General features: G+C 57.3%; 31 protein-coding genes and 1 pseudogene. 16 read left to right on the top strand and 16 right to left on the bottom strand.

Translation table 11 applies throughout. The features are described from left to right. Window positions 1–56 precede the first annotated feature (56 nt). The 4 genes from KW568_RS29550 to KW568_RS29535 form a co-directional block, all read right to left on the bottom strand. Window positions 57–305 carry a hypothetical protein gene (locus KW568_RS29550; RefSeq protein ID WP_004575522.1) on the bottom strand — a complete coding sequence of 83 codons (249 nt, stop codon included), beginning with the start codon at window positions 303–305 and terminating at the stop codon, window positions 57–59. Next, a complete protein-coding gene (locus tag KW568_RS29545) occupies window positions 302–541 on the bottom strand; it encodes a hypothetical protein (protein WP_004575523.1) in 240 nt (79 codons plus the stop codon). Before KW568_RS29545 ends, KW568_RS29550 begins: the two co-directional genes overlap by 4 nt. Window positions 542–655: 114 nt before the next feature. Further along, on the bottom strand, window positions 656–1,252 hold the full coding sequence (locus tag KW568_RS29540; protein WP_004575524.1) for a hypothetical protein: 597 nt from the start codon (window positions 1,250–1,252) through the stop codon (window positions 656–658). A gap of 96 nt (window positions 1,253–1,348) precedes the next feature. Beyond that, window positions 1,349–1,648, bottom strand: a complete 300-nt coding sequence (locus tag KW568_RS29535; RefSeq protein ID WP_004575525.1) for a hypothetical protein — start codon at window positions 1,646–1,648, stop codon at window positions 1,349–1,351. Between the two features lie 681 nt (window positions 1,649–2,329). On the opposite strand from KW568_RS29535, the gene KW568_RS29530 reads away from it, so the two are divergent. Further along, window positions 2,330–3,403: an HNH endonuclease gene (locus KW568_RS29530; protein ID WP_004575526.1), complete on the top strand. Its 1,074-nt coding sequence runs from the start codon at window positions 2,330–2,332 to the stop codon at window positions 3,401–3,403. Window positions 3,404–4,141: 738 nt separating this feature from the next. On the opposite strand, the gene KW568_RS29525 is transcribed toward KW568_RS29530, so the two are convergent. The 4 genes from KW568_RS29525 to KW568_RS29510 all read right to left on the bottom strand — a co-directional run bounded on the left by KW568_RS29525 (window position 4,142) and on the right by KW568_RS29510 (window position 6,343). Beyond that, window positions 4,142–4,420, bottom strand: a complete 279-nt coding sequence (locus KW568_RS29525; RefSeq protein WP_004575528.1) for a hypothetical protein — start codon at window positions 4,418–4,420, stop codon at window positions 4,142–4,144. A 435-nt stretch (window positions 4,421–4,855) separates the two neighbouring features. After that, window positions 4,856–5,329 (bottom strand): hypothetical protein, encoded by a 474-nt coding sequence (locus KW568_RS29520; protein ID WP_004575530.1) that lies wholly within the window; start codon window positions 5,327–5,329, stop codon window positions 4,856–4,858. Between the two features lie 200 nt (window positions 5,330–5,529). Continuing rightward, window positions 5,530–5,820 carry a hypothetical protein gene (locus KW568_RS29515; protein ID WP_004575531.1) on the bottom strand — a complete coding sequence of 97 codons (291 nt, stop codon included), beginning with the start codon at window positions 5,818–5,820 and terminating at the stop codon, window positions 5,530–5,532. 46 nt (window positions 5,821–5,866) lie between these two features. Continuing rightward, window positions 5,867–6,343, bottom strand: coding sequence for a hypothetical protein (locus KW568_RS29510; RefSeq protein ID WP_004575532.1), 477 nt, complete (start codon window positions 6,341–6,343; stop codon window positions 5,867–5,869). 249 nt (window positions 6,344–6,592) lie between these two features. Between KW568_RS29510 and KW568_RS29505 the strand changes: the two genes are divergently transcribed. Together KW568_RS29505 and KW568_RS29500 are read left to right on the top strand one after the other, a co-directional pair. After that, entirely contained in the window at window positions 6,593–7,612 is a 1,020-nt protein-coding gene (locus tag KW568_RS29505) for a hypothetical protein (RefSeq protein ID WP_004575533.1), read from the top strand. Beyond that, entirely contained in the window at window positions 7,600–8,364 is a 765-nt protein-coding gene (locus tag KW568_RS29500; protein ID WP_004575534.1) for a hypothetical protein, read from the top strand. Before KW568_RS29505 ends, KW568_RS29500 begins: the two co-directional genes overlap by 13 nt. A gap of 74 nt (window positions 8,365–8,438) precedes the next feature. On the opposite strand, the gene KW568_RS29495 is transcribed toward KW568_RS29500, so the two are convergent. Together KW568_RS29495 and KW568_RS29490 are read right to left on the bottom strand one after the other, a co-directional pair. Next, a complete protein-coding gene (locus tag KW568_RS29495; protein ID WP_016487020.1) occupies window positions 8,439–8,660 on the bottom strand; it encodes a hypothetical protein in 222 nt (73 codons plus the stop codon). Window positions 8,661–8,859: 199 nt separating this feature from the next. Next, entirely contained in the window at window positions 8,860–9,102 is a 243-nt protein-coding gene (locus KW568_RS29490; RefSeq protein WP_004575536.1) for a hypothetical protein, read from the bottom strand. Window positions 9,103–9,610: 508 nt separating this feature from the next. On the opposite strand from KW568_RS29490, the gene KW568_RS29485 reads away from it, so the two are divergent. The 3 genes from KW568_RS29485 to dmeF all read left to right on the top strand — a co-directional run bounded on the left by KW568_RS29485 (window position 9,611) and on the right by dmeF (window position 11,457). Continuing rightward, window positions 9,611–10,111: an arsinothricin resistance N-acetyltransferase ArsN1 family A gene (locus KW568_RS29485; RefSeq protein ID WP_004575537.1), complete on the top strand. Its 501-nt coding sequence runs from the start codon at window positions 9,611–9,613 to the stop codon at window positions 10,109–10,111. 132 nt (window positions 10,112–10,243) lie between these two features. Next, a complete protein-coding gene (locus tag KW568_RS29480; RefSeq protein WP_004575538.1) occupies window positions 10,244–10,519 on the top strand; it encodes a metal/formaldehyde-sensitive transcriptional repressor in 276 nt (91 codons plus the stop codon). Between the two features lie 20 nt (window positions 10,520–10,539). Further along, entirely contained in the window at window positions 10,540–11,457 is a 918-nt protein-coding gene (gene dmeF / locus KW568_RS29475) for a CDF family Co(II)/Ni(II) efflux transporter DmeF (RefSeq protein WP_004575539.1), read from the top strand. A 120-nt stretch (window positions 11,458–11,577) separates the two neighbouring features. Here the strand turns inward: dmeF and KW568_RS29470 are convergent, their stop codons facing one another. Both KW568_RS29470 and KW568_RS29465 read right to left on the bottom strand, forming a co-directional pair. Then, window positions 11,578–12,645: an NAD(P)/FAD-dependent oxidoreductase gene (locus KW568_RS29470; RefSeq protein WP_004575540.1), complete on the bottom strand. Its 1,068-nt coding sequence runs from the start codon at window positions 12,643–12,645 to the stop codon at window positions 11,578–11,580. A 44-nt stretch (window positions 12,646–12,689) separates the two neighbouring features. Then, window positions 12,690–13,028 carry a helix-turn-helix transcriptional regulator gene (locus tag KW568_RS29465; RefSeq protein ID WP_004575541.1) on the bottom strand — a complete coding sequence of 113 codons (339 nt, stop codon included), beginning with the start codon at window positions 13,026–13,028 and terminating at the stop codon, window positions 12,690–12,692. 127 nt (window positions 13,029–13,155) lie between these two features. On the opposite strand from KW568_RS29465, the gene KW568_RS29460 reads away from it, so the two are divergent. From KW568_RS29460 to arsJ, 7 genes are read left to right on the top strand one after another with little or no spacing between them, the layout of a single operon-like run. Continuing rightward, a complete protein-coding gene (locus KW568_RS29460) occupies window positions 13,156–13,512 on the top strand; it encodes a metalloregulator ArsR/SmtB family transcription factor (protein ID WP_004575542.1) in 357 nt (118 codons plus the stop codon). A gap of 19 nt (window positions 13,513–13,531) precedes the next feature. Next, complete coding sequence (locus KW568_RS29455; protein ID WP_004575543.1) at window positions 13,532–14,002, top strand: arsenate reductase ArsC; 471 nt, start codon at window positions 13,532–13,534, stop codon at window positions 14,000–14,002. A gap of 18 nt (window positions 14,003–14,020) precedes the next feature. Continuing rightward, window positions 14,021–15,082 carry an ACR3 family arsenite efflux transporter gene (arsB, locus tag KW568_RS29450; RefSeq protein WP_004575544.1) on the top strand — a complete coding sequence of 354 codons (1,062 nt, stop codon included), beginning with the start codon at window positions 14,021–14,023 and terminating at the stop codon, window positions 15,080–15,082. A gap of 4 nt (window positions 15,083–15,086) precedes the next feature. After that, complete coding sequence (gene arsH, locus KW568_RS29445; RefSeq protein ID WP_004575545.1) at window positions 15,087–15,803, top strand: arsenical resistance protein ArsH; 717 nt, start codon at window positions 15,087–15,089, stop codon at window positions 15,801–15,803. 12 nt (window positions 15,804–15,815) lie between these two features. Then, a complete protein-coding gene (locus KW568_RS29440; protein ID WP_004575546.1) occupies window positions 15,816–16,319 on the top strand; it encodes a cyclin-dependent kinase inhibitor 3 family protein in 504 nt (167 codons plus the stop codon). Window positions 16,320–16,351: 32 nt separating this feature from the next. Beyond that, complete coding sequence (locus KW568_RS29435) at window positions 16,352–17,356, top strand: ArsJ-associated glyceraldehyde-3-phosphate dehydrogenase (protein ID WP_004575547.1); 1,005 nt, start codon at window positions 16,352–16,354, stop codon at window positions 17,354–17,356. Window positions 17,357–17,365: 9 nt separating this feature from the next. Next, complete coding sequence (gene arsJ, locus KW568_RS29430; protein WP_004575548.1) at window positions 17,366–18,598, top strand: organoarsenical effux MFS transporter ArsJ; 1,233 nt, start codon at window positions 17,366–17,368, stop codon at window positions 18,596–18,598. Between the two features lie 23 nt (window positions 18,599–18,621). Here arsJ and KW568_RS29425 read toward each other — a convergent pair. Continuing rightward, window positions 18,622–19,410: pseudogene (locus KW568_RS29425) on the bottom strand (NAD(P)-binding domain-containing protein); the annotation flags it as partial. 32 nt (window positions 19,411–19,442) lie between these two features. On the opposite strand from KW568_RS29425, the gene KW568_RS29420 reads away from it, so the two are divergent. Both KW568_RS29420 and KW568_RS29415 read left to right on the top strand, forming a co-directional pair. Next, a complete protein-coding gene (locus KW568_RS29420) occupies window positions 19,443–20,675 on the top strand; it encodes a hypothetical protein (protein WP_231995379.1) in 1,233 nt (410 codons plus the stop codon). A 189-nt stretch (window positions 20,676–20,864) separates the two neighbouring features. Beyond that, the gene (locus KW568_RS29415) at window positions 20,865–21,392 is read left to right on the top strand and encodes a hypothetical protein (protein ID WP_004577223.1); all 528 of its coding nucleotides are present in this window, start codon (window positions 20,865–20,867) and stop codon (window positions 21,390–21,392) included. Window positions 21,393–21,493: 101 nt separating this feature from the next. Here KW568_RS29415 and KW568_RS29410 read toward each other — a convergent pair whose 3' ends face one another. The 3 genes from KW568_RS29410 to KW568_RS29400 all read right to left on the bottom strand — a co-directional run bounded on the left by KW568_RS29410 (window position 21,494) and on the right by KW568_RS29400 (window position 24,442). Then, window positions 21,494–21,817 carry a hypothetical protein gene (locus KW568_RS29410; RefSeq protein ID WP_080574869.1) on the bottom strand — a complete coding sequence of 108 codons (324 nt, stop codon included), beginning with the start codon at window positions 21,815–21,817 and terminating at the stop codon, window positions 21,494–21,496. A 117-nt stretch (window positions 21,818–21,934) separates the two neighbouring features. Then, the gene (locus KW568_RS29405) at window positions 21,935–22,609 is read right to left on the bottom strand and encodes a heavy metal response regulator transcription factor (protein ID WP_003253420.1); all 675 of its coding nucleotides are present in this window, start codon (window positions 22,607–22,609) and stop codon (window positions 21,935–21,937) included. Window positions 22,610–23,098: 489 nt separating this feature from the next. Then, a complete protein-coding gene (locus KW568_RS29400) occupies window positions 23,099–24,442 on the bottom strand; it encodes an OprD family porin (RefSeq protein WP_004576051.1) in 1,344 nt (447 codons plus the stop codon). 404 nt (window positions 24,443–24,846) lie between these two features. On the opposite strand from KW568_RS29400, the gene KW568_RS29395 reads away from it, so the two are divergent. Beyond that, on the top strand, window positions 24,847–26,118 hold the full coding sequence (locus KW568_RS29395; RefSeq protein WP_016487022.1) for a TolC family protein: 1,272 nt from the start codon (window positions 24,847–24,849) through the stop codon (window positions 26,116–26,118). The last annotated feature ends 51 nt before the right edge of the window (window positions 26,119–26,169 follow it).

The following is a 26,169-nucleotide window of genomic DNA, read 5'->3' as shown; positions in this document are numbered from 1 at the left end:
GGTTTTCCCAGTAATCAGATTTCAGTGCTACCAATCCACTGGCCGTCCAAGAATCCTCATTTCCCTTCTCCTATTGCTGGTTGCGCAGGTACTGCGTGCCAGTTGATTCCGCTGCCAATGATGCTGGTAGCGGCCAGTTTGGCACCGCGAGCGCTGGCGTAGCGTCGGGGCAATTCCAGCCAGGCGGGGCTGCCGTTATGGCGCGTGCTGCAGGTAAGAGTGAACGGCAAGTGGCTTCGATTGTGCAACTCGATGCGCAGTTGATCACCACCCTCGGTTGCAGTGAACAGGGTGCGGCCGGTCATGTCGGCGTCCCCGCCCCCGCAGCTTGGGCGAGCTCGTCAGGCTGATAGTGCAGCTCCCAGGTTGGGTGAAACGGCATGGTGTGGCGCACACCGTCGAGCTGAATGTTGAGGTGGCCACCGCTCGCAGCGCTGCGGATCGTACCGTACTCCCGCTTGCCGCAGCCGGTGTACAGGACCCGCATGCCGCGTTTGGCCGGCACGCCATAGTTTTTGCGGACCCATTTCATGTTTGCCATGGTTCGTACCCTTCAGAATCAAAGCCAAGTACCGCTGCAGCAGCTACTTGCAAATGCCGCTGCGAGCACAGGCTGCCATGCACTCCTGAAACCGCAACGCCGGCTTCCGGCAGTCTAGAGGAGCTTGTTTGGGGACGGGCCTTTGTAGAAGCCTTCGGTCTGCGCCAGGATGCGCCTGGCGCGGGAGTGAATGGCGTCTTGAGCCTCGTCTGATAACAGCGGATGAGCCGCCGCATAGTAGGCCCCATACATCTCAAAGGTACTTCGCGGGAAGGCGAGAATCGGTAATCGCTTCCCAAGCATGCGCAGTACTCTGATCGTTGCCATGTAGAACCCGATGAAAAAGGCAGGGATACCAAATACAGGGTTGTGCACGACCACGAAGTACTCCTTGAACGCAGCGACGACCTCTGTCGCTTCAGGGTCGCGTTCGAAGGCAAACACCGCTTGGAGTGCCAGCGGACGAAGAAACATCGCCAGGGCTACAGCAGTCATTGCTGCAATTGAAAGTAGGCCCACTTCCTTGGCTGACTGCGCGTGAAGGTCATAGCGCACGGAGGAATACACGCGGTAACCGTAGCTAAGAAGAATGCCCCAAAAAATGGGCCGGGGGTTCGCCAAGTCTGCGGTATAGGCAGACAGCAAAATGTAGAACACCACGGTGCAGATTGCGACAACGAGGCACCAGGCTTGTTGTGAACGTAAGGGCATTGTTTACCTCGGAGTGGGTGTTGAAAGCACGTTTGGACTGCCGGCCTTCGCAAGTGGATGCCTGGCCACTGAATGGTATCTTCACCGTGGTAGGTATCAGCTGTCCGAACCGCCCCAGATCACGGTGCTGATGTCGATGAAGATCGGGTTGTCGATGGCATCCTGTGTTTCGGCGTGAGCCCCGTGCCAGCCGCCGTCGCACCATGCCTCTTGCATAAGGTCAGTGACCTTGTTGGGATCAACAGTGTTGTCGGGATTGAGCGGCAGGCAGCACAAGTCGCCGTCGATGATCGCCACGGCCTCGCCGCCGTCCTCTTTGTCGAGGCGCAGCGCTTTACCTGGGTTTTGCTCGAGCAGTGCTCGGTAGGTGGACATGGCGCTTTTGTAAGTCAGCATCGCGATTTTCCCTTGGTCACAATCAAGGGGAAGCCTCGCACGGACCGCTGAAAGCGCAACCCACCTCCGGCGCCTGGAGATTCCGACGCGCCTGGTTGCTAGACCGGTCTGAAACTGCGGTAGGGAGGAAGCTCGATCTCGGTGCCGGTTGCAACGTCCTGCCATATTGGGCGCATGTGCTGCCCAAGGCCAACAAAGCGAAGGACAAGGTTGCGCCCGTCGGAGAGGGTAAAGTGGTATTCACGACCTGGGGTAAAGCTCGCCATTAGGGATCCTCGGTTCAGCGTCCGTGTGAGTTAAATTCCTTTTACGACCTCGGCCACGGTTTCTTGAGTGGGACGATGGGGTAGAGGGCAACTTTCCAGGGTGACGAGCGTACCCGAGGAGACCTTGTAGTGCACCTGGCAATCCGAGAGTGGTTACGAAACTTTGCGCTAGCTCAAGCGCCTTGAGTGTGCCTGGTCCTGAGCGTTGGTTTGAGGCCTCCGTGCTGACAAAATCTGGTGGTGCGTTACGGTATACTTTGGGCTGCCATTACATGAGTGACGGACCACCGTGAGAACACCGGCCAGCCGGCCACGGGCCAAGCCCGGCCGAAAAATATCCAAACCGGGTAATTCGCGCACTACGTTGGTCGGGTACCGTAGTTGGTATCGGCACGTTCACGAGTTCATCACCTATATGGCTGAAGACCGCGATGGCTTGGTAACCGTCGATGGCATTTCGATTTCTCATCATTTGGCGCCGTATTCAGCCGGCAAGTTCTCCGCCGCCCTTGACGATGATCCACCGTGGCATCTGTACGCCCTCCAGGTCGAAGACCTTCTTGAATTCACCACTGATGACCTGGTGCAGGCGTGGGCGTGCCGCTCGCAAAGCTGCGGATCGAAGGAAGCGGCGGCGGAGATGTATGCGCTGGTCAGGGTGCTGGAGGGCATTGACGAATATTACGCCGGCGCCAGCGCCTACATTAGTCATCCAGAGGTCGTGGCCATCTTCGCGGTCGCGGACCAGGAAGAGCTGACGGATCAGGAAGAAGCAACAGTGGCGCCGGTGCATGTCCCTGACGCGGCGAACAGCGACGCAGCAGGGCTCACGCTGGCGGCCGTGAGCGAGCTCACCGTGGATGAACTCAGAAAGGCCTGGGACAACCGGCCGGAAAGTTTCGCATCGTTGGAAGCCGCGGCCGAGACATTGGCGATACTCCGATCGCTGACCGCAGAGGCACCTGAGAAACCCAGCTACCGCCGGATGCTCCAGCACGAGTTGGTTCTTGAATTGGAGGATGTCCTGCCTTCGGAGGTTCAGGCGCAAGCGCCTGCAGCTGCTCCTGCAGCGGAGCTGGCCTTACTCACGGTTGATCGGAGGGCTGTGCGCTCCCAGGTCGCAGTTATCCGGCCTGGGCAGGGGAATTTTCGGACAGCGATGCTGGAGCGATACGGTGCGGAGTGCTGCATCACCGGGTGCACGGTCGACACCCTGCTCGAGGCGGCTCACATCATTCCCTATCGCGGGGATCAAACGAACGACGTCACCAACGGCCTGCTGCTCAGAGTCGACCTGCACCGGCTGTTCGACGCGCACCTGGTGACGATCAATCCGCGTTCACTCACTGTCGAGGTGGCAAGCTCAGTGAACGATGCCGGGTACCAGGCCTATCATGGGAAGCGCCTTTTCGCTCTCAGCCCCAAGCCTCGAATCCTCTTTCTTGAGGCCCACTATCAGGCGTATGAGAAAGCCCGCCTTTGTCCCTGACGACTGCGTTTCACACCTGACAGTTGAACGACCCAGTTCTGACTGCACCGTGACGCGCCGCATTGAGCCCCTAGTACTGTCGGCCCGCTATCTGTTTGTGTGTCGCAGGGAGCACACGAGGTGCCAGGCTAGGCAGCCACACCTACCGCTGCCATTCCCAAGGCCCAGACGTCGAACGCCATCGGAGAAACTGGTCACATGCCGTAAGGTAAGTACTGTCGGCGAAGGCTCTTCGAATCAGTCAGAAGTGGTAGTAGACGCCCACTGCGATCAGAGCTCCTGTAGCAAAGAGTACGGCATGCCCGCGCCCGCTTGACTGAGCTAGCCATGCCCGAACATGGGCCTCACCAAAGCAGATCCAGCGGACGAGGATCCTCACGTTCATCATTATCAGTCCGCCGAAAAGCGCCGCTGAAAGGCCAAGCCAGATGTGCTCGAATGTGGCGCTGCCGACTATGACCCTGACGACCACTAAGGACAGCAACAGCAACACAAGCACCCGTGGCACGCGATCCCCACTCGGACCGCCGACTCTTTTGCTGCGGCCAGTGCAAGTCTCGCTATGTATGGGATTGGAGCGTTTGCCAAGCCCGGTGCACGCCCCATATTTGCCGTTCTGTTTCATTCTCTATAGCTCTATCGTGGTTCGGGATGTAGCTCAGCGCCTCCAAGGAGGACGCGGTACTTTGCACGGCCTTAGGGTAGCGGCGATGGCCACGCATGGCGTGCAGGGTTGGATTACCTGCTTTTCGGCACCGGCTCAGCAGCCTTCACTTGGCAACGTTCAGGCTTGCCTTCATGCAGCGAGGGGGTGATTCCTGATGGGCCATTCGATTGCCGTGTAATCAGGTACAGCTGATCGCCGATACACGCTTTTATGATCGTCTTCCCCAGGGCCCCACCGATGTAAATGGTTTCAACAGTCTCGGCGGGAGTTTTTGAATCTGCCAGTGTCTGGCTCGACAAGCCCAGCAGTAAGAGGGCCGCACAGGCCCAGGTACCGAGTTTCAGTTCCATACGAAGCGCTTCTCCGTGTTCGTGGGGGGGCGGGGCTCGCCCTCGGTTCAACTTCGGCAGATGCGGCACCGCGGGGGCCGCGGGTCATCCCTACTACTGGAAGTCAAGAAAACCGGGATGCTCAAGATCGACTGTGATGCTGCTCTCGGTCCGATCCATGCCCTCAAACCGTTTCGCCCATGACCGTCGCTGGGCCGGTGTCTTCGCAGCGCACGCACGCTCATGCCTACCACGCCAAGCCTTGCAAAGCCCCTGCATGTCGCGATTGAAGATCGAGAACAGGCGATACTCCGCGCCGCAGTGGGAGCAGCGAGCACTGCCAGTATTCCTGGCCATATCTTTCCCCTGCTTACCCCGGAATGTACTGCCGTTGAGCGCCGGGCGGGCTGAATTGACGACGGGTTTGCCTGGGGCAGGGCGCCGGATCGAATGAGCTCATGGTGTCCTCCGTGGCTCTCTCGTCATTTCACGAGCCAGGTAGCGATCACGTTCGGCCCGGTAGTCGTGATAGAAGGTGAAGAGGCTTGCGGCAGCGGTAAGAACGCCCCCCGCTGCTGCGAGGCGGTACACCCATTTCAGGTGGATTAAGCCGAACCACACGCACATCCAGGCGATAGCGCCACATACGCAAGCAGCAAGCAACGTGAAGCCCAACGTCAGCAAGACAGCCTGAACTCCGCTTAACTCGCTCGCCAGCTCAGGCACGGTCGGTGATGTTTGATGATCCTGTGCCTCCCGGTCGAGGCAGAGATTTGCCAGGGCGCGGCGCTCAAGCAGGTGATGCAGTGTTTTTGCGTCTCTGGCTGCATCAGCACAATCGCGGTCCAGGGCCGACTCAAGCGCCTGCTTGAGCCATTGACTCGACGCCGGCGCTGCGAGGATGGTGTTAATTTCAGATTCAGTAGTCATTGCGTTCCCTTCAAAGCCGTTCGAATGTCGACTTCCAGGAATCTTCCTCCATTGCGCGAAAGCGCAAGGGGCAAATGGATACCGTCATTGGGGCGAATAGCCAGGCGAGGGCAGCGTGTTCAGAGAAGAAGTCAAAGTCGATCGCTGCCGGCAACCGTACGCCTTCTGGTACACGGGGTGACCATTCAGACGTGGGCCGGTTACTTCTCGCGAGAATGGTGCTCGATGCAGGCGACTTTGCTCTCGAAAACCTGCTCGTCCCCGGAAAGGTCTAGCGGGATGCGAAGTCGCTCAGCCGTTCGCACAAATGCGTTTTCCTGGCCATTGATGAGCATGTGCCCAGCGCACTGCATGTCCGTCTTCTTGTCGCAGACGAACGAGTCGGCAGCGAGAATTTCGATGATCCGATCCTTGCCCAACCAACCCCGCAAAGAGTCCTTGCGAAACGGGCAGTCTCGGCAGGGCTTCTTGATGTGAGGCAGGTTGGACATGGCTCTGAAATTCCGTGAAGCCCACGCGGGCTGGGGCGGTGGTATGTTACAGCCGGTCGATGAAACGGGACACAGCTTCAATGGTCGGTTCGGCAAGCTCGTGGTAGGCACGGAAATGGAAGCCTTCCTCTTCTCCTTCCCACTCCGCCAGCTCATCAGCATCGAACGACCAGCGTTTGCCGGCATGGGAGAACTCTACGGGACCAAAGGAGAGCAGCCATTTCACTACAACTGCGCGCACATCCGGATGGTCTGAGGCAAACAGCCCGGCGGCGAGGCTGTCGCTGCCTACATCGGCCAAACGCTCGTACCAGATAGCACCATCCCACTCCTCGACCGAGTCGTCATGCAGAAAAGCGACTTGTTCCGCTGCGCTCTCGGCCAGCTTCAGCAGTGTGGCGTACCCCACGGCCACGAGGGTGCGGTCGAGATGTTCGGCATTGGCCTCCGCGTGGCTGAAGATGGCGTGAAGCAGTACGCCCACGTCCTCTGCATCTTTGCGGCGTTCGTTGGTGAGAATCATGGGGAAGTCTCCTGTCGGTTTGGGCTTGAGAGCCTTGCTCGTGTTGAGCACATTGCTAGGGTTCTTTACGCTGTGAGATGACAGTCTCACGAGCCTTCGGAAGTGCAAGGCAATGTGGCTTCCCAATTTTTCTGGATAATGTCGTAACCCATCTGAGACCCCAGTATTTCCTAGGCTGTAACATACTTTTTTGACGTGTAACCTACGGTGAGTTACAGTGAAAAAACAGAGTTACAAGGTGCCGGGGATATGTCGAATCTACAGGACGACGCGAAGACCTACATCGAGGCTGTCCTCGGTGTGTCAGCGCACCTTGAACCGGTGGGATTCAAGGTGTCTTTCAACATCCGTGACAGCTACAAAATGTTCGAGTTGACCATTCCGCTGGCGAGCAACGCGGTTGTCGCCTTGGTCCTGTTGGTCCCTCGGGATGAGAAAGATTATCCAGGCATCGTAAAGCTGCAAAAGCACGTCGACCTGGTGCGTAAAGCTTCCAATCGGATCATCACCTACGTTTGCAGGTCCCTGACGACCCAGGACCGTCGGAGTCTGATCACGCATCAGGTCAACTTTATCCAACCTGGCTTCCAGATGTTCATCCCGGAGTTGGCGCTGGACCTGAGAGAGAACTTTCGTCAGCGACGAGAACAGGGTGAGGTCGCGGCCCTCCTACCAGCCGCTCAGGCAATGCTGCTCTCCTGCCTCTATGGTGGTAACACCGAAGACACGCTATTCACCACAAACGCTCTGATGGGCGACCTCAACTACAGCCGAATGACCTTATCCAGGGCAGTCGATCAGCTGACATCGCTATCGTTGATAGCCCCTGCGAAAAGCGAGCTGCAGTGGAGTACCTACGCCTTCAACGCATCACCTGCAGAAGTCTTCAGCAAGGCCAAGCAATACCTGCGGTCGCCCGTCAGAAAGAAAATTGGCATTACTCGCAATGCTATCCGGTCGGCACCCGGTGTCTTCCTGGCCGGAGAAACTGCTCTCGCCCAATACACGATGCTTGCGGAGCCGAAGCAAGCGGTGTGGGGGATGACGAAAAAAGTGTTCACCGACATGCTGGCGCTTCAAGCGTTCAAGATTGCCGAGTCGGTGGACACCATTGAAGAGTGCGTTGAGATCTGGGCGTATCCGTCACTCTACGAAAGACACCATATCGCCGACGAAGCTTCGTTGCTTCTGAGCTTGGAAGACAACCCCGACGAACGCATTCAGATTGCGTTGGATGAACTCAAGGAGAAGGTTACATGGCTAGCGTGAGAGGCCTAGAACTGTTCGGACACCACTTCCGCGACTTCCGTGATCGCTACGTACTGATCGGTGGCGTGGCCTCCGCTCTGGCAATGGAGGATGCGGGCGATAGCTTCAGGGCTACTAAAGACCTGGACATCGTTTTGGTGGTCGAAGCGCTGGATGCCGGATTCGTCGCGCATTTCTGGTCGTTCATAGACGCGGGTGGTTACCAGATCAGGCTGAAAGGCGGCGAAAAACCCTGTTTCTATCGCTTCGATAAGCCCACGGATGAGGCCTATCCGGCCCAGATCGAACTTTTCTCGCGGGCGCCGGACGGTCTAGACCACGAAGAGAACGCAACACTGATCCCGATCCCTACGGACGAAACGGTCTCCAGCTTGTCGGCGATACTCCTCGATGATGCTTACTACCGCCTGCTTTTAACCGGCCGCTTGGAGAATGGTGAGTTGTCCTACATCGGCGCTGACCGCCTGATCCCGTTCAAGGTCAAAGCATGGCTTGACCTGTCTGAGCGGAAGAAGAACGGGGAGCAGGTCGAAAGCAAGCACATCCGAAAGCATCGAAACGACGTCCTGGCGCTGACCGGTTTGCTGGATGGCGAGGTCACTGAGCTGCCGGAAAGCATCATGGCCGACATGAAACTCTTCCTTGAACTGTTGCCTGCTGAAGACGTCGATTTCAAGCAGCTCAACCTCAAAACCAATATGGCAACGATCATCGATCGCCTTGGGGAATCCTTCGGACTGACAACCGCCTGACGTTTTCGCTCAGAGGCGCGACAGGCCTATCTGAAGCTCTTGGGAGCCGTCAGATCCCAAGGGCATGGGGAGCATCACCTGGCGTGCTTCTCCAGCAATGCATCCAGCGCGGTGGCCAAGTCAAAGGCGGCCCACTGGTAGGCGACAAACAGTTCAGCACTGCTCATTGATTCGCCGTGCCCTTGTCTCAGGTGTTCCGCGCGGGCAGCGCGGTAGCGATTAACGGCATCGACGGTGTGTTGATCAAAATGAACGTGGAACGGCAATTTCAATACGGTGGTGGGGAGTGTTGGCATTTTCTGGTCCATTGCTCAGGAAAAACTTAACTTTCCCTGGCAATGGCGGCCGTAGTCGATCAGCTATTTCAACAACAGCTGTAGGAAATGTCGCCACTGAGGGTAAGGAGTCACCGGCGCTGGTTCAAGCCGACCTTCGCTTCACCTGGATGTCGGGCCGGAACGAAGGTGGGGAGGTAACCTGCCATACTCCCCTCGTTCAGCTTCTGGGGTTGAGTGCGGGATCTTCCAGCTGATACTGGTCGACCCGATCCAGCACCTCCAGGTCGATCAGCCCCACGGCCCACAGGCCATGGACAAAGCCCCGGAAGGCCTGCGGCTGATAAACCGGGGTATGCGCCTCAAGGTCAGCGACATAGACCAGGACGGCTTCCGCCGCGCCGGCGAAACGCGCCGGGTCGTACTGCGCCGACTGCTGCAGATATGCCTGCAGGTAACGCACTTCAACGCCTTGTGGGGTGCTGCTCGTAGACGGGCAATCCTCTCCCTATTTTCTTGCAAGAGCTCGCAGCGCATTAAAACGAGAAACTCGCCCTTTCTTGTTCAGCGCAACGGACAAGGCAACTCCGATTGCTTGTAGTGGTGCAGCTACAGTTATCAAGGTCACGAATGCTGCGAGGAAGTAATCCTTCATCTGGTCAGTGGTTAACGCCTCTTATGCCGACTAAATCTGTAAACAAAGGCGGCATCTCGTTGAAAATGGCTGACTTTCCCACTCAGTACGAGATCAGAAAAGTCACAAACGAGGTTTTTCGAGCCCACAGTTTACAGATCCAGAGCTAGCCAACCAGAGGTGCCTCAATACTCGGGCTCAGCAATGCCGCCATACCTTCACTGAGGGGATCAGGAGGATTACGGCGAGCAGTGCAAACAAGTAGTTGGTGGGAATGAGGCCGAGCAATTGGCCGCCAATCCAGCTCGTTGTACGCACCAATCGAAAAGGAAGCCAGATGCACATCCGCCACGCTCAACTCGGTGATATTCAGGCCATTGCCGAGATCTACAACCAAGGGATCGAAGACCGTAGCTCTACGTTCGAGACCCAGCCGCGCACCTCCATGGATGTGCAGCCCTGGATTGCCGAGATGCCTCACTATCCGGTGCTGGTCGTCGAGATCGACGGCGCGGTAGTGGCGTGGGCTAGCCTGAGCAGCTACCGCGCGCGTTCGTGCTACGCTGGCATCGCCGACTTTTCGATCTACCTACGCCGTGATATCCGAGGACGCGGCATCGGCAAGACGCTGCTGTCCGCATTGTTGAGCGAAGCCGAGGCACGCGGATTCTGGAAAGTCCTATCCCGTATTTTCACCTCCAACGTGGCGAGTCTCGCGCTCTGCCAGTCCTGTGGTTTTCGGATAGTTGGAGTCTACGAAAAACACGCCCGCCTTGAAGGACACTGGTTGGATTGCGCGATTGTTGAACGAGTCTTTCCCGCGAACCAACACCCCTGACCCTCACCTGCCCCGCACAGTTGAGGCCGATCTCCAAAAGGGAGCCGGAGTTGATCCCGTTGGCCATTTGTCTTGCATAGGTATAGGGGCTATGCCTATCATGCGTGATGCATAGGTAGGGGGGGGTATCTCGTGGGTCATATCGCAGCAAATAAAGACGATCTTCTCAAGCGCGTAAAGCGTATCGCCGGTCAAATCCAAGCCGTGGAACGGGCATTGGAATCGGATCTCGATTGCGCCAAAACTTTACACCTTGTTGCCGCCACTCGCGGAGCCATCAACGGCTTAATGGAGGAAATCATCGAGGACCATGCGCGGGAGCATGTTGCTAACCCTGCGCTTAGCGAAGAAGAGCGTAACAAGGGTGTCGAAGAGCTTCTTGAAGCCATTCGCCGATACTCCAAGTGAACGCGTCCAGGTATTCAGTCATGAGCAGCACCAACATCAACCACACACACGACCACATGTTCCTTGGCTCAGCGCACGATGAAAATGCCAAGCGCACGCTTTGGGTCGTGGCACTGACCGTTGTAATGATGGTTGGCGAGATTACCGCTGGCTATATCACGGGTTCGATGGCGTTATTGGCCGATGGCTTTCACATGGCAACCCATGCCGGAGCACTGGGCATCGCGGCGGCGGCATACAGATATGCAAAACGCCACGCTTCCAGCCAACGATACAGTTTCGGTACCGGGAAGGTGGGAGACCTGGGTGGATTTGCGTCGGCACTGATTCTTGGCATGGTCGCTTTGGGAATAGGCGTTGAGTCTTTCGTGCGCCTCTTGCAGCCAACAGACGTTCAGTTCGGCACCGCTACGCTAATCGCGATTGTCGGTTTGATCGTAAATATTGTCAGTGCCCTGTTACTGGGTCACGGGCACAGCCATAGTCACGATCATACTGATCATGACCATGTTCATCACGGGAATGACAACAACCTGAAGTCGGCCTATGTCCACGTCATTGCAGACGCGCTAACTTCGGTGCTAGCTATTGTCGCATTGCTCGCCGGTCGATATCTCGGTTGGGTGTGGCTGGACCCAGCCATGGGTATCGTAGGTGCCATCGTCATCGGACGTTGGGCGTGGACATTAATGAGGGTGACCGCAGGCGTGCTGCTGGATCAGACAGACGTGCATGTCGCCGAGGAAATCCGCGAATTGGTTGAGAAGCCAGGGGATGCCACTATTACAGACCTGCACGTCTGGCGGGTCGGACCGCAAGCTCATGCGGCAATCGTCAGCGTTCTTGGCGAAGTCACTGCAGACGCTGACAGCATACGTGAACGCCTCAAACCGGTTCACGAAGTCAGCCATCTGACGGTCGAGTATCGATCGGTCTGATTAGCACCTCCGCACTCTAAGTCTCAAGGAGCCGCAATTTCTTTCGGGAAATGTGAATCGGCGCAAATCGAATGCCGGTATATCTAGCCTTACACCGATGCATACGAAACAGTAAGCTGGTCAATTGCAGTGCAAATGACTGCTCAAGTGATGAAGCATTCGAGGTGCCAGGTAATCGGCGTCATTACCCACGCCTCTGATCGTTGCAGAGGCAAAGTTCCTTTGTTTGGGTAAGCCGACGAAGTACAAACCAGGCACCAGACTTGCCACTCCATTGCGCTGTAGCACACGTCCACTCCGGCCTTCGACTGGGAGTTGTGTCAGAAAATCGAGGTTTGGTCGGAAACCGGTGGCGAAGATCAGCGCATCAACCAGGGTGGTGCTTCCGTCTGGCCAGACCACCCCCTCAGACAGCGCCTCCTGGAACATCGCTTTGCGCTGGAGTCGTCCGGTGTCCAGGGCCTTCCGGTATTTGCCGGTGTCCAGCACAGGCGTGCTCTGGTCACTCAGCCACCGCGTGTGCTCCAACCGGGTGAGTTTCAGCCAGGCATGAAAGTCGAGCCCCAGGATCCGCTGCGGGAAAAATCGGATCCTCTCGCGGGTCGCCAGCACTACCTGCGCAACGCCGGCAAGCTCATAGGCAATTTGAACAGCCGAGTTCGCCGCGCCGACCACGACGACACGCTGGCCAGCAAAGGCCTCAGGCGTTCGATACGCCGAGCTGTGCAGACAGATCCCTGAAAAGCTTTCCATGCCAGGAATGTCAGGCATGTACGGACGGCTGAAGCCCCCCGATGCCACGACCACCGCACGCGCCGTGAAGGTCGATCCGTTGGCGGCGCGGACCTCAAATGCCTTGTCCTTCTGCACGACATCCAGCACTCGGGTACCGCCCTCAAAAGGCATCTGAAACTCGGCGGCGTATGACTCCAGGTACTGCACCACGTCGTCTCGCAGCGGATAACTCTTGGGATCACCGGGAAACACCATCCCCGGTAGTGCTGAATACTCCGCCGGGGAGAACAGCTGCAGGCTGTCGTAGTAGTTCCGCCAGTTCCCACCAGGGTGTGTTTGCTCATCCAGGATCAGAAAGTCCAAGCCGTGTTGCTGCAAATGCCAGCCAACCGCCAAGCCCGCTTGCCCACCACCGATGACGATCACATCCAACGCGCGAGTCGATTTATTCATGTATGCGCACTCATGCATATATCAGGACAAAAAATGGGCACGAGCTACGGGCAGCACAGCGAAACCAGACCCTTGGTTCGCTGGAGCAGGCCCTCAAGGCGCTCGACGATCGCCCCACCATTCACTTCGTAGAACACCTGCCGACCCACCTTGGTGGCCTTCACGATCTGGGCATCGTGCAGCACCTGCAGGTGCCTGGAGATCACCGATCGCTCCTGCGGTAGCTCTTTGGCGATTTCGCCGACATCCGCCCGTCCCAGTAGAAGCACGCGCTTGAACACCGCGACCCTGGAGGGCTCGCAGAGCGCTTTGAAGAAGACTTCGTCCAGCGACTCGATGGCAGCGTCGATGGCTTGGGTGCGGAGGTTCAGGTTAATCGTCATGTCGCCAATATATGTGCACGAATATGCACATGTAAAGTCATAGATCACAGCGGGGTTGCGATACATTCGAAAAAGCGTATATTCGAAAAACCATATGCGTGCAGTAATCCGCACATCGAGAGCCGATATGACTGACTCACTGACCCCTACCAAGGTTTTCAAATGCCTCGCCGACGAGAACCGCATTCGGATGATGCTGCTGATCGCCCGCGAGGAAGAGCTCTGCGTCTGTGAGCTGACCTGTGCGCTGGAAGAAAGCCAGCCCAAGGTTTCCCGCCACCTGGCGCAGCTGCGCACGTGTGACCTGCTGGCAGACCGCCGCCAGGGCCAATGGGTTTACTACCGGCTGCATCCAGAGCTGCCCGCCTGGGTACGCGAGATCCTGCAAACCACGCTGGAGGCCAATAGCGAGTGGCTGAACAGCAGCTCCACTCGATTGGACGCAATGGGTGACCGCCCACAGCGCGTCGCCACCTGCTGCTGATCATTGCCGAGCAAAACCGATGAAAGTTCTGTTCCTCTGCACCGCCAATAGCTGCCGCAGCATCCTGTCAGAAGCCGTGTTTAACCACCTGGCCCCGGCCGGTATGAAGGCCTACAGCGCCGGCAGCCAGCCCAAAGGCGAGGTACATCCGCTGTCCATCTCCGCGCTGCAGCGCGCCGGTATTTCCACCGATGGCCTGAGCAGCAAATCCAGCGATGCACACGCCGAGCTGGCACCGGACTTCGTCATCACCGTCTGCGACAAGGCCGCCGGCGAAGCCTGCCCTGTGTTCTTCGGGCCGGCAGTAAAAGCCCATTGGGGGCTTTCCGATCCTTCGTACCTGCAGGGTAGCGCCGCCGAATTGGATGCGGCTTTCGACATCACGCTTGAGCAGATCAAGCGACGCCTCAAGGCATTCCTCGCACTGCCTTTTGAACAACTGGATGCCGCGCAGCTCAAGGTCGAGCTGGCCCGCATCGGAACGCTCTGACGTTTAGGGAGATCCACCATGAGCAAAAGCCGACTTTCCTTCCTCGACCGTTACTTGACGGTCTGGATCTTTCTGGCCATGGGCCTGGGTATCGCCCTGGGCAGTTTGTTCCAAGGATTGCCCGCGTGGCTGAACAGCCTGTCGGTAGGCTCGACAAACATCCCCATCGCGATTGGCCTCATCGTCATGATGTACCCGCCGCTGGCGAAGGTGAAATACGAGGAACTGCCTCAGGTTTTCAAGGACAAGCGCATCCTCGTGCTGTCGCTGGTTCAGAACTGGGTAATCGGCCCGGTGCTGATGTTCGGGCTGGCAGTAGTGTTCCTTTCCGACAAGCCTGAGTACATGACTGGCCTGATCCTCATCGGCTTGGCGCGCTGCATCGCCATGGTGCTGGTGTGGAACCAGATCGCCGGTGGCAACAACCAGTACGTGGCGGGCCTGGTCGCCTTCAACAGCATTTTCCAGATCCTGTTCTTCAGCGTGTACGCCTGGATCTTCCTGGGCCTGCTGCCGCCGCTGTTTGGTCTTGAGGGTAGCGTCATCGAGACCAGCTTCTTCGACATCGCTCAGTCGGTGCTGATCTACCTGGGCATCCCGTTCTTGGCCGGCTTCCTGACCCGCAAGATCTTGATCAGCAGCAAGGGCGAGACTTGGTACCAGGAACGCTTCATTCCGAAGATCAGTCCGCTGACGCTCGTGGCGTTGCTGCTGACCATCGTGGCCATGTTCAGCCTGAAGGGCGACATGGTGCTGCAACTGCCGCTGGATGTGCTGCGCATCGCCATCCCGCTGACCATCTACTTCGTGGTGATGTTTTTCATCAGCTTCTGGATGGGCAAGCTGCTGGAGGCCGACTACCCACGCACCACCGCGCTGGCGTTCACCGCAGCGAGCAACAACTTCGAACTGGCCATTGCCGTGGCCATCGCCACCTTCGGCCTCGCATCGCCGGTTGCCTTTGCCACTGTCATCGGCCCCTTGGTGGAAGTGCCGGTGCTGATTTCGCTGGTAGGCGTGGCCTTGTGGCTCAAGCGCCGCTGGTTTGACCAGCCCTCAGGTGCCTTGTCTCAGGAGTAAAATCATGACCGAACATCACATCCCCAATATCGACAACGAACTGGTCGACCTGCCATCCGCCGATAAGCTAGCGATCGAGCAGCAGTCCACCCATAAACCGCGCATCCTGCTGCTGTACGGGTCGACCCGCGAACGCTCCTTCAGCCGTCTGCTGACAGAAGAAGCGGCACGCCTGCTGGAGCACTTCGGTGCGGAGACGCGGATCTTCAATCCCACTGGCCTGCCACTGGCGGATGATGTGCCCGATGACCACCCCATGGTCAAGGAACTACGTGACCTGGTGCTGTGGTCGGAAGGCATGGTCTGGTGCTCGCCTGAGCGCCACGGCGCGATGACCGGCGTGTTCAAGTCGCAGATCGACTGGATTCCACTGAGCATGGGCGCCGTGCGCCCGACGCAAGGCAAGACCCTCGCGGTGATGCAGGTCTGCGGTGGCTCGCAGTCGTTCAACGTGGTCAACCAGCTGCGCGTCCTCGGTCGCTGGATGCGCATGTTCACCATCCCCAACCAGTCGTCCGTACCCAAAGCCTACCTGGAGTTCGACGAGGCCGGCCGCATGAAGCCCTCAGCGTACTACGACCGTGTCGTCGATGTGATGGAGGAGCTGGTGAAGTTCACCCTGCTGCTTCGTGATCGCTCCGACTACCTGGTCGATCGCTATTCCGAGCGCAAGGAGTCGGCTGAAGAACTTTCCAAACGCGTTAATCAACGATCCATCTGAGGCTTTCTGACCATGCAACTGCACCCGTATTCCGTGCTGGCGACTCCCGAGCTGATCGGCCAGCTGATCTTCACCCCGTGTCCTGGTACCAAGGACACCTCGGTATCCCAAGCGCTGGCAACACTGCGCGAAGCCGGTGCGAGTGCACTGGTTACCCTGATGCCGAGTGAAGAGCTGCTGCAGAACGAGATCGACCTACTGCCCGAGGAGTGCCAACTGCTGGGCCTCGAATGGTTCCACCTGCCGGTGGAAGACGACCAGGCGCCCGGCGAGCCCTTTGCTGCCGCCTGGGAGATCCATCGGGAACGCTTGAAAGCGTTGGTGATGACTGGCAAGACGATCGCCATTCACTGCAAAGGCGGCTCCGGCCGCACCGGCCTGTTTGCGGCCCGCCTGATGATCGAGTGCGGTATTCCCGTGCAGGAAGCTGTTGCTCAGGTCCAGGCCCTGCGCCCACGTGCCATTCAGAACCCTGCGCACGTCGGCTACATCAACCAGTTCAGCGACACCCTCTGACCTTTCGCTAATCGTGATCCGAGAACAAGAACATGGCTATCAAAGTAGGTATCAATGGGTTTGGCCGTATTGGTCGATTGGCGCTGCGCGCGTCTTGGAACTGGCCAGAGTTCGAGTTTGTGCAGATCAATGACCCGGCCGGCGACGCCGAGACCCATGCCCACCTGATCAACTTCGACTCGGTCCACGGCCGCTGGCACCGTGAAGCCCGTGCTGAGGGCAGTATGGTGGTGATCGACGGCAAGCGCATTCAGGTCACCGCGAACAAGACCATCGCCGACACCGACTGGTCGGGCTGCGACCTGGTGATCGAGGCCAGCGGCAAGATGAAGTCGGTAGCCGTGCTCCAGGCCTACCTGGATCAGGGCGTAAAACGTGTAGTGGTCTGCGCTCCAGTGAAGGAGAAAGGCGCCCTGAACGTGGTGATGGGCGTCAACCAGCACCTGTTCGACCCGGCGCAGCATCGCATCGTTACCGCCGCCTCCTGCACTACCAACTGCCTAGCCCCGGTGGTCAAGGTGATTCACGAGAACCTGGGCATCCGCCACGGATCGATCACCACCATCCACGACCTCACCAACACCCAGAGCATCCTCGATACGCCGCACAAGGACCTGCGCCGCGCCCGTGCCTCGGGCATGAGCCTGATCCCGACCACCACGGGCTCGGCTACTGCGATCGCCGAGATCTTCCCCGAGCTGCGCGGCAAGTTGAATGGTCACGCCGTGCGTGTACCGCTGGCCAACGCCTCGCTGACCGACTGCGTATTCGAAGTGGAACGCGAGACCACGGCTGAAGAGGTCAACACGCTGCTGAAGGCGGCGGCCGAAGGCCCGTTGAAAGACATCCTGGGCTACGAAGAGCGCCCACTGGTATCCATCGACTACCGCACCGATCCGCGCTCCTCGATCATCGACGCGCTGTCGACCTTGGTGGTCAATGGCACCCAGGTGAAGCTCTACGCCTGGTATGACAACGAATGGGGCTACGCCAACCGTGCAGCGGAACTGGCCCGCCTGGTCGGCGCAGCGGAGTAAACAGCGATCATGAAGGCGTTGTCAGCCCTGTCTGCGGAAGTGCGTCAGTACCTGCTGGTTACCGGCAACTACTGGGCCTTCACCCTCACCGACGGCGCATTGCGCATGTTGGTGGTACTGCACTTCCATTCGTTGGGCTACACGCCGCTGCAGATCGCGGCGCTGTTCCTGTTCTACGAAGTGTTCGGCGTGATCACCAACCTGGTGGGCGGTTACCTCGGCGCCCGCCTGGGACTCAACCGCACCATGAACATCGGCCTGGGCATGCAGGTCGTGGCCTTGCTGATGCTCACGGTGCCGGCAACCTGGCTGACAGTGCCATGGGTGATGGCCGCCCAGGCACTGTCCGGCATCGCCAAGGACCTGAACAAGATGAGCGCCAAGAGCTCCATCAAGCTTCTGGTGCCGGACAGCCAACAGGGCACGCTCTACAAATGGGTGGCCATCCTGACGGGCTCGAAGAACGCGCTCAAAGGTGTGGGCTTTTTCCTCGGCGGAGCACTGCTCGCGTTGCTCGGCTTCACCCTGGCGGTGCTGGCCATGGCGGCAGTACTGGCCATGATCTGGATCGGCAGTCTGGTGCTGCTGAAAAAGGACTTGGGCAAAGCCAAGGCCAAACCCAAGTTCCGCGACATGCTGTCCAAGAGCCGGGCGATCAACATCCTCTCAGCCGCACGGCTGTTTCTCTTCGGTGCCCGAGACGTCTGGTTCGTCGTGGCGCTGCCGGTGTACCTGAGCACCGCGTTTGGCTGGGAATTCTGGCTGGTCGGCGGCTTCCTCGCCGTGTGGATCATTGGCTACGGCATCGTCCAGTCGTTTGCTCCTCACATCACCGGCAAGAAGCGTGGTCATGTGCCCGACGGCCGAGCGGCCTTCATTTGGGCTCTCGCCCTGGCCGGACTGCCTGCGCTTATTGCCGTGGGCCTATCAGCAGGCTGGTCGGCGCAGGTGGTGCTGCTCGGTGGGCTGATGCTGTTCGGCGTGCTGTTCGCGGTGAACTCCTCGTTGCACAGCTACCTGATCGTCAGCTATGCCAAGGAAGATGGGGTCTCGCTGGACGTAGGCTTCTACTACATGTCCAACGCCTTGGGGCGGCTGGTCGGTACACTGCTGTCAGGCTGGGTGTTCCAAGCCTATGGCCTGGAGGCCTGCCTGTGGGTTTCCAGCCTTTTCGTACTGGCTGCCGCGCTCATCTCGATCGGGTTGCCCAGACACAGCGAAATGGCGCAGAAGACCCACTGAGCACAGGGGAAGAGCGGAGGCACTCAAGCCTCCGCTTTCACCAGAAACTGCTCGATCTCAGCGACAGTGCTGCGGGCTGTGCGCGTCACCCCGATCAAGGTCGCGGATGCAGAGCCTGTCCACTCGCCATAACCCACGAGCCAAAGGCCAGGCTCATTCACTGCCCGTGTACCTGAAACTTCGACGCGACCGTCACCAGTGACTACCCCGAGCTCGCCAAGTGCCCCAGCGCCGGCTTGAATCCGGTGCACCAGATCACCGCATCGACTGCGGTCTCCGAGCCGTCTGCCCAGACCACTCCGTCGGGGGTGAAACGAACGAAAGGCCTCACTGCATGAAGAACGTCTCGCTCACGCGCCTCGACCACAGGCGTGACCATCACGATATCGCCCAGCCCACCGACTGGCTGGTCAATCACACGGCCCTCCATCTGCGCTTTCCAGCGCTCTGTCGCCCGTTCGAACAGCACTCGACCATCTACATCATCAGGCAGGAAGAGTGGCTCGGTGGGCGTATCCCAGTTCATCCGCTACTTGGGAAACCTCTGCGAGAATCTGTGCCCCGGAGTTGCCGCCGCCGACGACCAGGACCCGCTTGCCCGAGAACGCCTGCGGCTCAACATAGTGAGCTGAATGCAGCTGCTGGCCACAGAACAGCTTGGCACCGGGATAAGCAGGGATATTGGGGTTGCTCCAGGTGCCGGTGGCACTGACCACTGCTTTGGCATCCCAGTACCCGCGCTGGGAATGGACACGCAACGCACCGCCGAGGCGCTCGACGGAGGTGACCCGTACTGGCCGCTCAATAGGGAAATATCCATTCCGGCAGCTTCGGAACTGTCACCTTGCGGCGTCGTGTCGATAGCGTGTGGGTGCTCCTCAGCCATAGTGAGTGCACCACTGGCGAGTCCGAAGCCCGCGCCTCAATCAGCCATTTTCTCAATACCCCAACCCATCTGCTTCCACTCCCTTCAGGTGAACGACGACGTGCTCCTCTAAGCAGAATGGGTAAGCGCACACCAAGCGTGGTGTTCAAATCACTATTTGATCCAAGCCGCCGTATTGGGGCGTGGGCGCTGAATCAACTGTATCTCGCACTGCCATCCCCAGACAGAAATTGGGTTCCCGATTGCCAGACTGAGAATTTTCACACCCGCCTTTGGGAGGCCCACCTGTTAGCGATATTTCGCGAACAGGGACTCTTGGTCACCCAGCCTAAAGAATCACCCGATTTTCACATCGAGAATAGGCTGGGAGATGAGGCCTGGGTTGAAGCAGTGACAGCCAACCCGGAAGAGCGGTATGAGCATTTTGGCGCCTCGCCGGTCCCCCCACCCGCTGACCGACATGAGCGCTTCTTAGGAGCGGCTGCAGAAAGGTTTGCGAGGACCATCCAAAACAAATTGGACAAGCGCTACGAATCCCTACCGCACGTGGAGGGTAAGCCGCTCATTCTGGCCTTAGCCGATTTCCATGCGCCCAGTTCAATGCTGTGGAGCAGGGAGTCGCTCATCAGCTATCTCTATGGCTTTGCAGTTCACTCATCTGCGCATCGTGGTACGCACCTGATAACTGTGGAGGAAGAGACATCTCTGCTATCAGGGCGCCCCAACGGCCTATTTACGCTAAGGGAAAATGCCCATCTTTCAGCGGTCATTTTCACCAATGCCTGCACAGTGCCAAAGCTCAGCCGAGTGCCGATCTCAGGTGGAGCTCATCTAGACGGGTACCGATACTTGCGGTTTGGTGAGTTTTTCGACCGTTCTCCAGGAGCATCACGAGGTATCCCATTTCTGTTGGATGTAGCGTCCAGCGACTACGGTCAGCTCTGGCCGCAATATGGCTACGAGCCGTGGTCTGCTGAAGTGGAGGTCTTCCATAACCCTATGGCACTACACCCGGTGCCTAATGAGTTGATACCAGAAGTCACCCACTGGAGAGAAGTAAACGGAAGAGTCGAGTCCGAATCTTTCTTTGATGTATCGATACTCCGATCCAGGACACTCGTCCTCAGTGCAAACGCTAAGGTTCCGTCACTCGATGAGTTGCTGACAGCAACCAGTCCTCCAGAGCTCTGACGGCGGCGGGGTGGCCGCATCTTTGCCACGCAGGTAGATGAGAATTTCTCAGCAAGCTACCCAGCCAGGGGAAGGACATGAGATCCCCTGCGCATTCAGGGCCGTTGAAGCGTCACCTCTCTTCGGGTAAAAGCATGACCGTTATACAACGCTACAACAGCGTCATACCCGAGAGCATAGGAAGAAAAAATGTCGATTCAAGGACTAAAACGATACTTTGGAAACAAGATTCACGCAGTGATAATGATGGCCCCGCTTAAGCGGGAAATGATACGCCTCGGTATATGCACCCTTATGGCGATTATTCTGAATATCATCTTGTATACCGGCGTTGAAGTAGACGGCACCATCAAGCCGTGGGCAGAAACCCCGATAAAACTATTTGCATCGTCGATGTTATTCGCCTTCATGATCAAGGCTTTTCTGCCAATTCTCGGCTGGACGATTCTGAAAGCAATGCTGTTGAGTGCGAACAATGCCTTCAGCGGCATCCTGAGTTTTTTGGGCAATCAGTTCACAGGCGTCATGTACTGTACCGGAATCATTATGGGTTCTATCACGATTAAATTGTATATGGTTTCCGGGGTTTTAGACTCTGAGTTTGCTTATCTGTCCGCAATCGTATTTACTTCCGGGATTTTATATTTCTATGTGCTGCAATGCGCCATTCAAAAAACAATGAGTCCAGCTCTGCGTACACCAGCAGTACCGCGTTAAGCCACTAGGCTGTGACTATTCATCTCTGGTGCTCAGTAGGCGCTCGCTCTGCTGAACCCTCACCCATACACAACCATTAATGGCCAGGCCCGCCTTCGACTTTATGAAGAAGGCGAGCGAGCACGTGACTGATTGCGCATGTATTCCGAGATGAGACTTCCGAAATTGATGTCCGCCTCTTCAACGAGAATATTGACGTGACAGTACAGCTCTTCAGGACCTCTGAGATAATTGAAAATCCTTGATCTAACGATGCCGCAAACCCCTTCTTTGACCGCCGTAGAGGGGAGGTTGATAACATCGCCAACGCACGGAATAAGAGCTAGGCCATGGTCGCTGTTGAAGACAATGTCAGCTGGACAGGCATTAATGCTGGCATCAGATTGCCCTTGCGAAACCTGCTGATAATCAATGCTATACCTCATGTACAGCCTACCTCATTTTTTGAGTGAGGAATCAGCGCCGCGGATCGTAAACAGAAACCTCAAGCTCGCAAGCGACGGGAGTATGTAGCGGATTTTCGGTACTAGAGAGCTTGGCAACTATCGTTTTTCAAGCACATACCCTACGCCCCGAAGCGTATGTATCAGTTTGGTCTCGAAAGGGTCATCTATCTTGGCTCTGAGTCTTCGAATCGACACCTCTACAACGTTTGTGTCGCAGTCAAAATTCATATCCCAAACCTGCGAAATAATTTGGGTGCGGCTCAGCACCACACCGGTATTACGCATCAGGTAATGCAGTAACGCGAATTCTTTCGTGGTCAGGTCAATGCGCTGACCGTCCCTGAATGCCCTGTGCCGGCTCTGATCAAGCTCCAGGTCAGCGACGCGAATGACCTCTACGGATGCAGGGTGATCTGACCTGCGCATCAAGGCGCGAACCCGGGCCAGTAGCTCAGGAAACTCAAATGGCTTGATTAGGTAGTCATCTGCGCCGTTCTCCAGCCCCCGGACCTTATCCGCCAGCCGGCTTCTCGCCGTCAGCATCATGATGCGGGAAGGGCAATTTTTACGGCGCAACAACTCAAGGACCTGCCAACCATCCATCTCTGGAAGGTTTATATCGAGAATAATCAGCTCGTATTCGTGCTGTTTGGCCAAGAACAATCCATCAGAGCCGGTGTGAACGCAATCAACGACATAGCCACATTCCGTCAGACCTTGACGCACATACTCCGCAGTTTTTACTTCATCCTCAATTACCAGAATTCGCATGGGATTTTGTCTCGATATCACTGAGCAATTAACCGCGCACGCGCGCCGGCATTATTGAAAGGGATGGTAAATCAAAATGAGCGTGCCGGGGCTCAAATGACGGATTTGTAATTTCTAGGTAATACAGTTGATAGTCTGGCGGTATATCTTGTCGCGGTTTGGGTTTGACAGTTGCGGGCCCGCTCTCCAGCAGGTGATTTGACCTTATGAAGTATTGGGTTATTTTCTTCTTCGTGCTGGCTTCGTTCCGCTCAGATGACGGCGAGGTTGCTCACATTGAGGAAACTGGTCATTGGTGTAGCCATGAACTTCACCGGCATGCGATGCGTGCAATCGAACGCCTACTTGAATTCTAGGCAAAAAAAAGGCGCCCAATGGGCGCCAAATATCCACCTTTTACCAAAGGAGCACTTAAGCCACTCAAGGTGAATTCGTAATGCTCGTTTTACTAATAGGACCAGCTAAGGAATAACTGGTCCAGTTAGCGAATTACAGAATCGAAAGCGGGTACTCGATGATTACACGAGTTTCATCCAGATCCGATTCGAATGCAGTAGCACGCGTGGTTGCCTGGCGCAACCGGAAGGACAAGTCTTTTGCCGGACCGGTTTGGACAACGTATTTGACTTCGACGTCACGCTCCCAACGCTTCTGATTGTCGAGCGGGTTGCCGTTGTCGTCGGTGCGCATGTAGAACTGGTTAGCGTTCGAGTAATCCGCGCCCGAGCCTCTGGCGTAGCGGGTCATGAACGTCAGGCCTGGAATGCCGTAGCTGGTGAAGTTCAGGTCATAGCGCAGCATCCAGGAACGCTCTTTCGGCGAGTTGAAGTCGCTGTACTGGATGGAGTTGTCGACGAAAATCGAGTCCGACTGACGCAGATAGTCGAAATCGTCGTCGCCGTTGTTGCGCTGGTGCGACAGGGCCAGGGTGTGAGCACCGTAACGCACGCCGACCTTGGCACTCCAGATGTTGTTGTCGAATTCACCCAGGCGCTTCTTACCTTCATCTACGGCTTTGTAGTAGTTGAAGCCACCGATCAGAGCCAGATCGTCGCTCAGCGGGTAAACAACGCTGGTACCGGCGTAGTACTGATTCCAGACGTCTTTCAGCTGGCTGGCGTAGACGCTCACAGTCCAGTTGTCGTTGATCGAGTAGTCACCACCACCGTAACCGATCCATGGCGAGTTGACCGGGCCGCCGTAGAAGGTCACGAAGTTGTCGTTCAGGTCACTGGAGAGTGGCTGGCTCATGGCGTGCAGTCGACCACCCTGAAGGGTGAGGCCTTGGATGCTGGTGTTCTCAACGGTCACGCCGCGGAAGCTTTCTGGCAGCAGGCGAGAGTCACCGGATGCAACGACCGGAGTCGATGGGAAAACATCACCCACTTTCACGATGGTATCGAACAAGCGGACTTTGGCTGCGCCGCCGACCTTGGTGTATTCGTCGCGAGCTTCGCCCTTGTTATCAACGGGTAGCACATCGAAGGAGCTACGGCCGCCGTTGCGGCCATCACCGGTGTCGAGCTTGAGGCCGATCATGGCGAAGGCATCAACGCCAAAGCCAACAGTACCCTGGGTAAACCCAGAGTTGAATTTGCTGATGATCGCGTGCGCCCAGGCTTCGGAGTAGCCGTTGGTATTGCCCTTGCCACTGTTGTAAGTGGGGGCCGAGCTGTCGCGATTATCACGGTTGAAGTAGAAGTTACGGTTCAGCACTGTAAGGCTGCTGCCTTCAATGAAGCCTTCTGGCTTGTCTTCAGCCTGTGCCGAAACAGCATAGCTTCCAGACAGCGCAGAAACTGCCGCCAAATACAGTGGTACTTTGATTTTCATCCGATGCTCCTTTGATTCACGGCAGTTTTTATTATGTTTACCTGCGCGGGTGTCGTTAATTGTTCTGACCCGGCGGCGCGCCTAGCGTAGCGCGAGCTCATATTTGCAGGCCGAAGATAACGGGAGGGTGATAGAACAATTACAATTTCGTCATCTGTCCGTTATTTGGCACCTTCGCGCCGCGTGTTTGCCATCTCCGTTGCTTGTAACGAAATCCTAGTACCGGGTTAGATTTCCCAGTATTTACGGGCATTACAGCGCTTTCTTACGAAATTGTAATTTTCTAGCCACCCCTCTGATAGCTACCGCTCTTTAGAGTGCCATCACCTAATCAAGTGGGGCTTGGCAGCTGTTTCGGCGTTCTCGCCAAGCTTTATCGAAGTTTGTGCACGAGGACCATCAAAGTGCCCCGGTATAACCGCAATGTCTTATCCAAGACCTCTGTCTCGCCCTGGAAGATCGCTGCACTCTGTGCAGTCATTTCTGGACTGATGGCACCTGCAGCTCTTGCCCAAAGCATCAGCTTGCCCCAGGCGCTTTCGACGGCCATGGATGCCAACCCTGACCTGGCCGCGGCCCGGCAAGAGATTGGGATCGCTGATGGTGCTCGCAAGCAGGCCGGGCTTATCCCCAACCCCACTATTTCGTACGACGTAGAAGACACCCGTCGTAACACCAGCACGACGACCGTGTCGCTTAGCCAGACCCTGGAACTGGGTGGCAAGCGGGGAGCTCGTGTTGACGTCGCCACTTACGGGCAGACCGCCGCACAGCTGGAGTTGGACCGTCGCGTGAACGGTCTGCGTGCAGACGTCGTGCAGGCCTTTTACGCCGCATTGCGGGCCCAGACAGGCCTTGACCTGGCCAAGCAATCTCTCGAACTGACTGAGCGCGGTCTCCGCATCGTCGATGGCCGTGTTCGCGCAGGTAAATCGTCTCCGGTAGAAGCCACCCGTGCCCAGGTGCAACTGGCCGAGGCCAAGCTGCAAGTTCGACGCGCCGAAACAGAGAAAGCAACCGCTTACCAACAGCTCGCTCAAATTACGGGCAGCTCAGTCACCGTGTTTGATCGACTCGAATCGCCAACCCTATCTCCGGGCTTGCCGCCTCGTACTGAAGATCTACTGGCAAAGCTCGACCAGACCGCAGAAATGCGCCAGGCCGTGGTACAGATCGACAAGAGCGATGCCTCGCTCGGCTCAGAGAAAGCTCAGCGTATCCCGAACCTTACTGTCAGCGTAGGTAGCCAGTACGACCGCTCTGTACGAGAGCGAGTCAACACTGTTGGCCTGTCTATGCCTTTGCCGCTGTTTGATCGCAACCAGGGCAACATCCTTTCCGCTTCTCGACGTGCAGATCAGGCCCGAGACCAGCGCAATGCCGTGGAGCTGCGCCTGCGCACCGAAACCCAAACCGCGTTGAACCAGTGGTCCACCGCCATGCAGGAGGTCGAGTCCTACGACAAGACCATTCTGCCGTCAGCCCAACAAGCCGTAGAGACAGCAACCCGCGGCTTCGAGATGGGCAAATTCGGCTTCATCGAAGTGCTGGATGCCCAGCGCACCTTGATCGTCGCTCGTGGCCAATACCTCGAATCGTTGGCAGCGGCGACCAATGCGCGTGCGCAGGTGGAAAGGGTTTATGGCGAAGTCGGCTCAACTGCCGGCGCTCGCTGAACGGGCCAAACATTTTCTTCGGCACACAGCCTTGAACAAGCCGGTGCCTAC

Origin of the sequence: Pseudomonas sp. HD6515 (assembly GCF_024971855.1) — a bacterium.
Lineage (GTDB): Bacteria > Pseudomonadota > Gammaproteobacteria > Pseudomonadales > Pseudomonadaceae > Aquipseudomonas > Aquipseudomonas alloputida.
The sequence above is the reverse complement of the archived record's forward strand: the minus strand, read 5'-3'. Positions and strand labels throughout refer to the sequence as shown.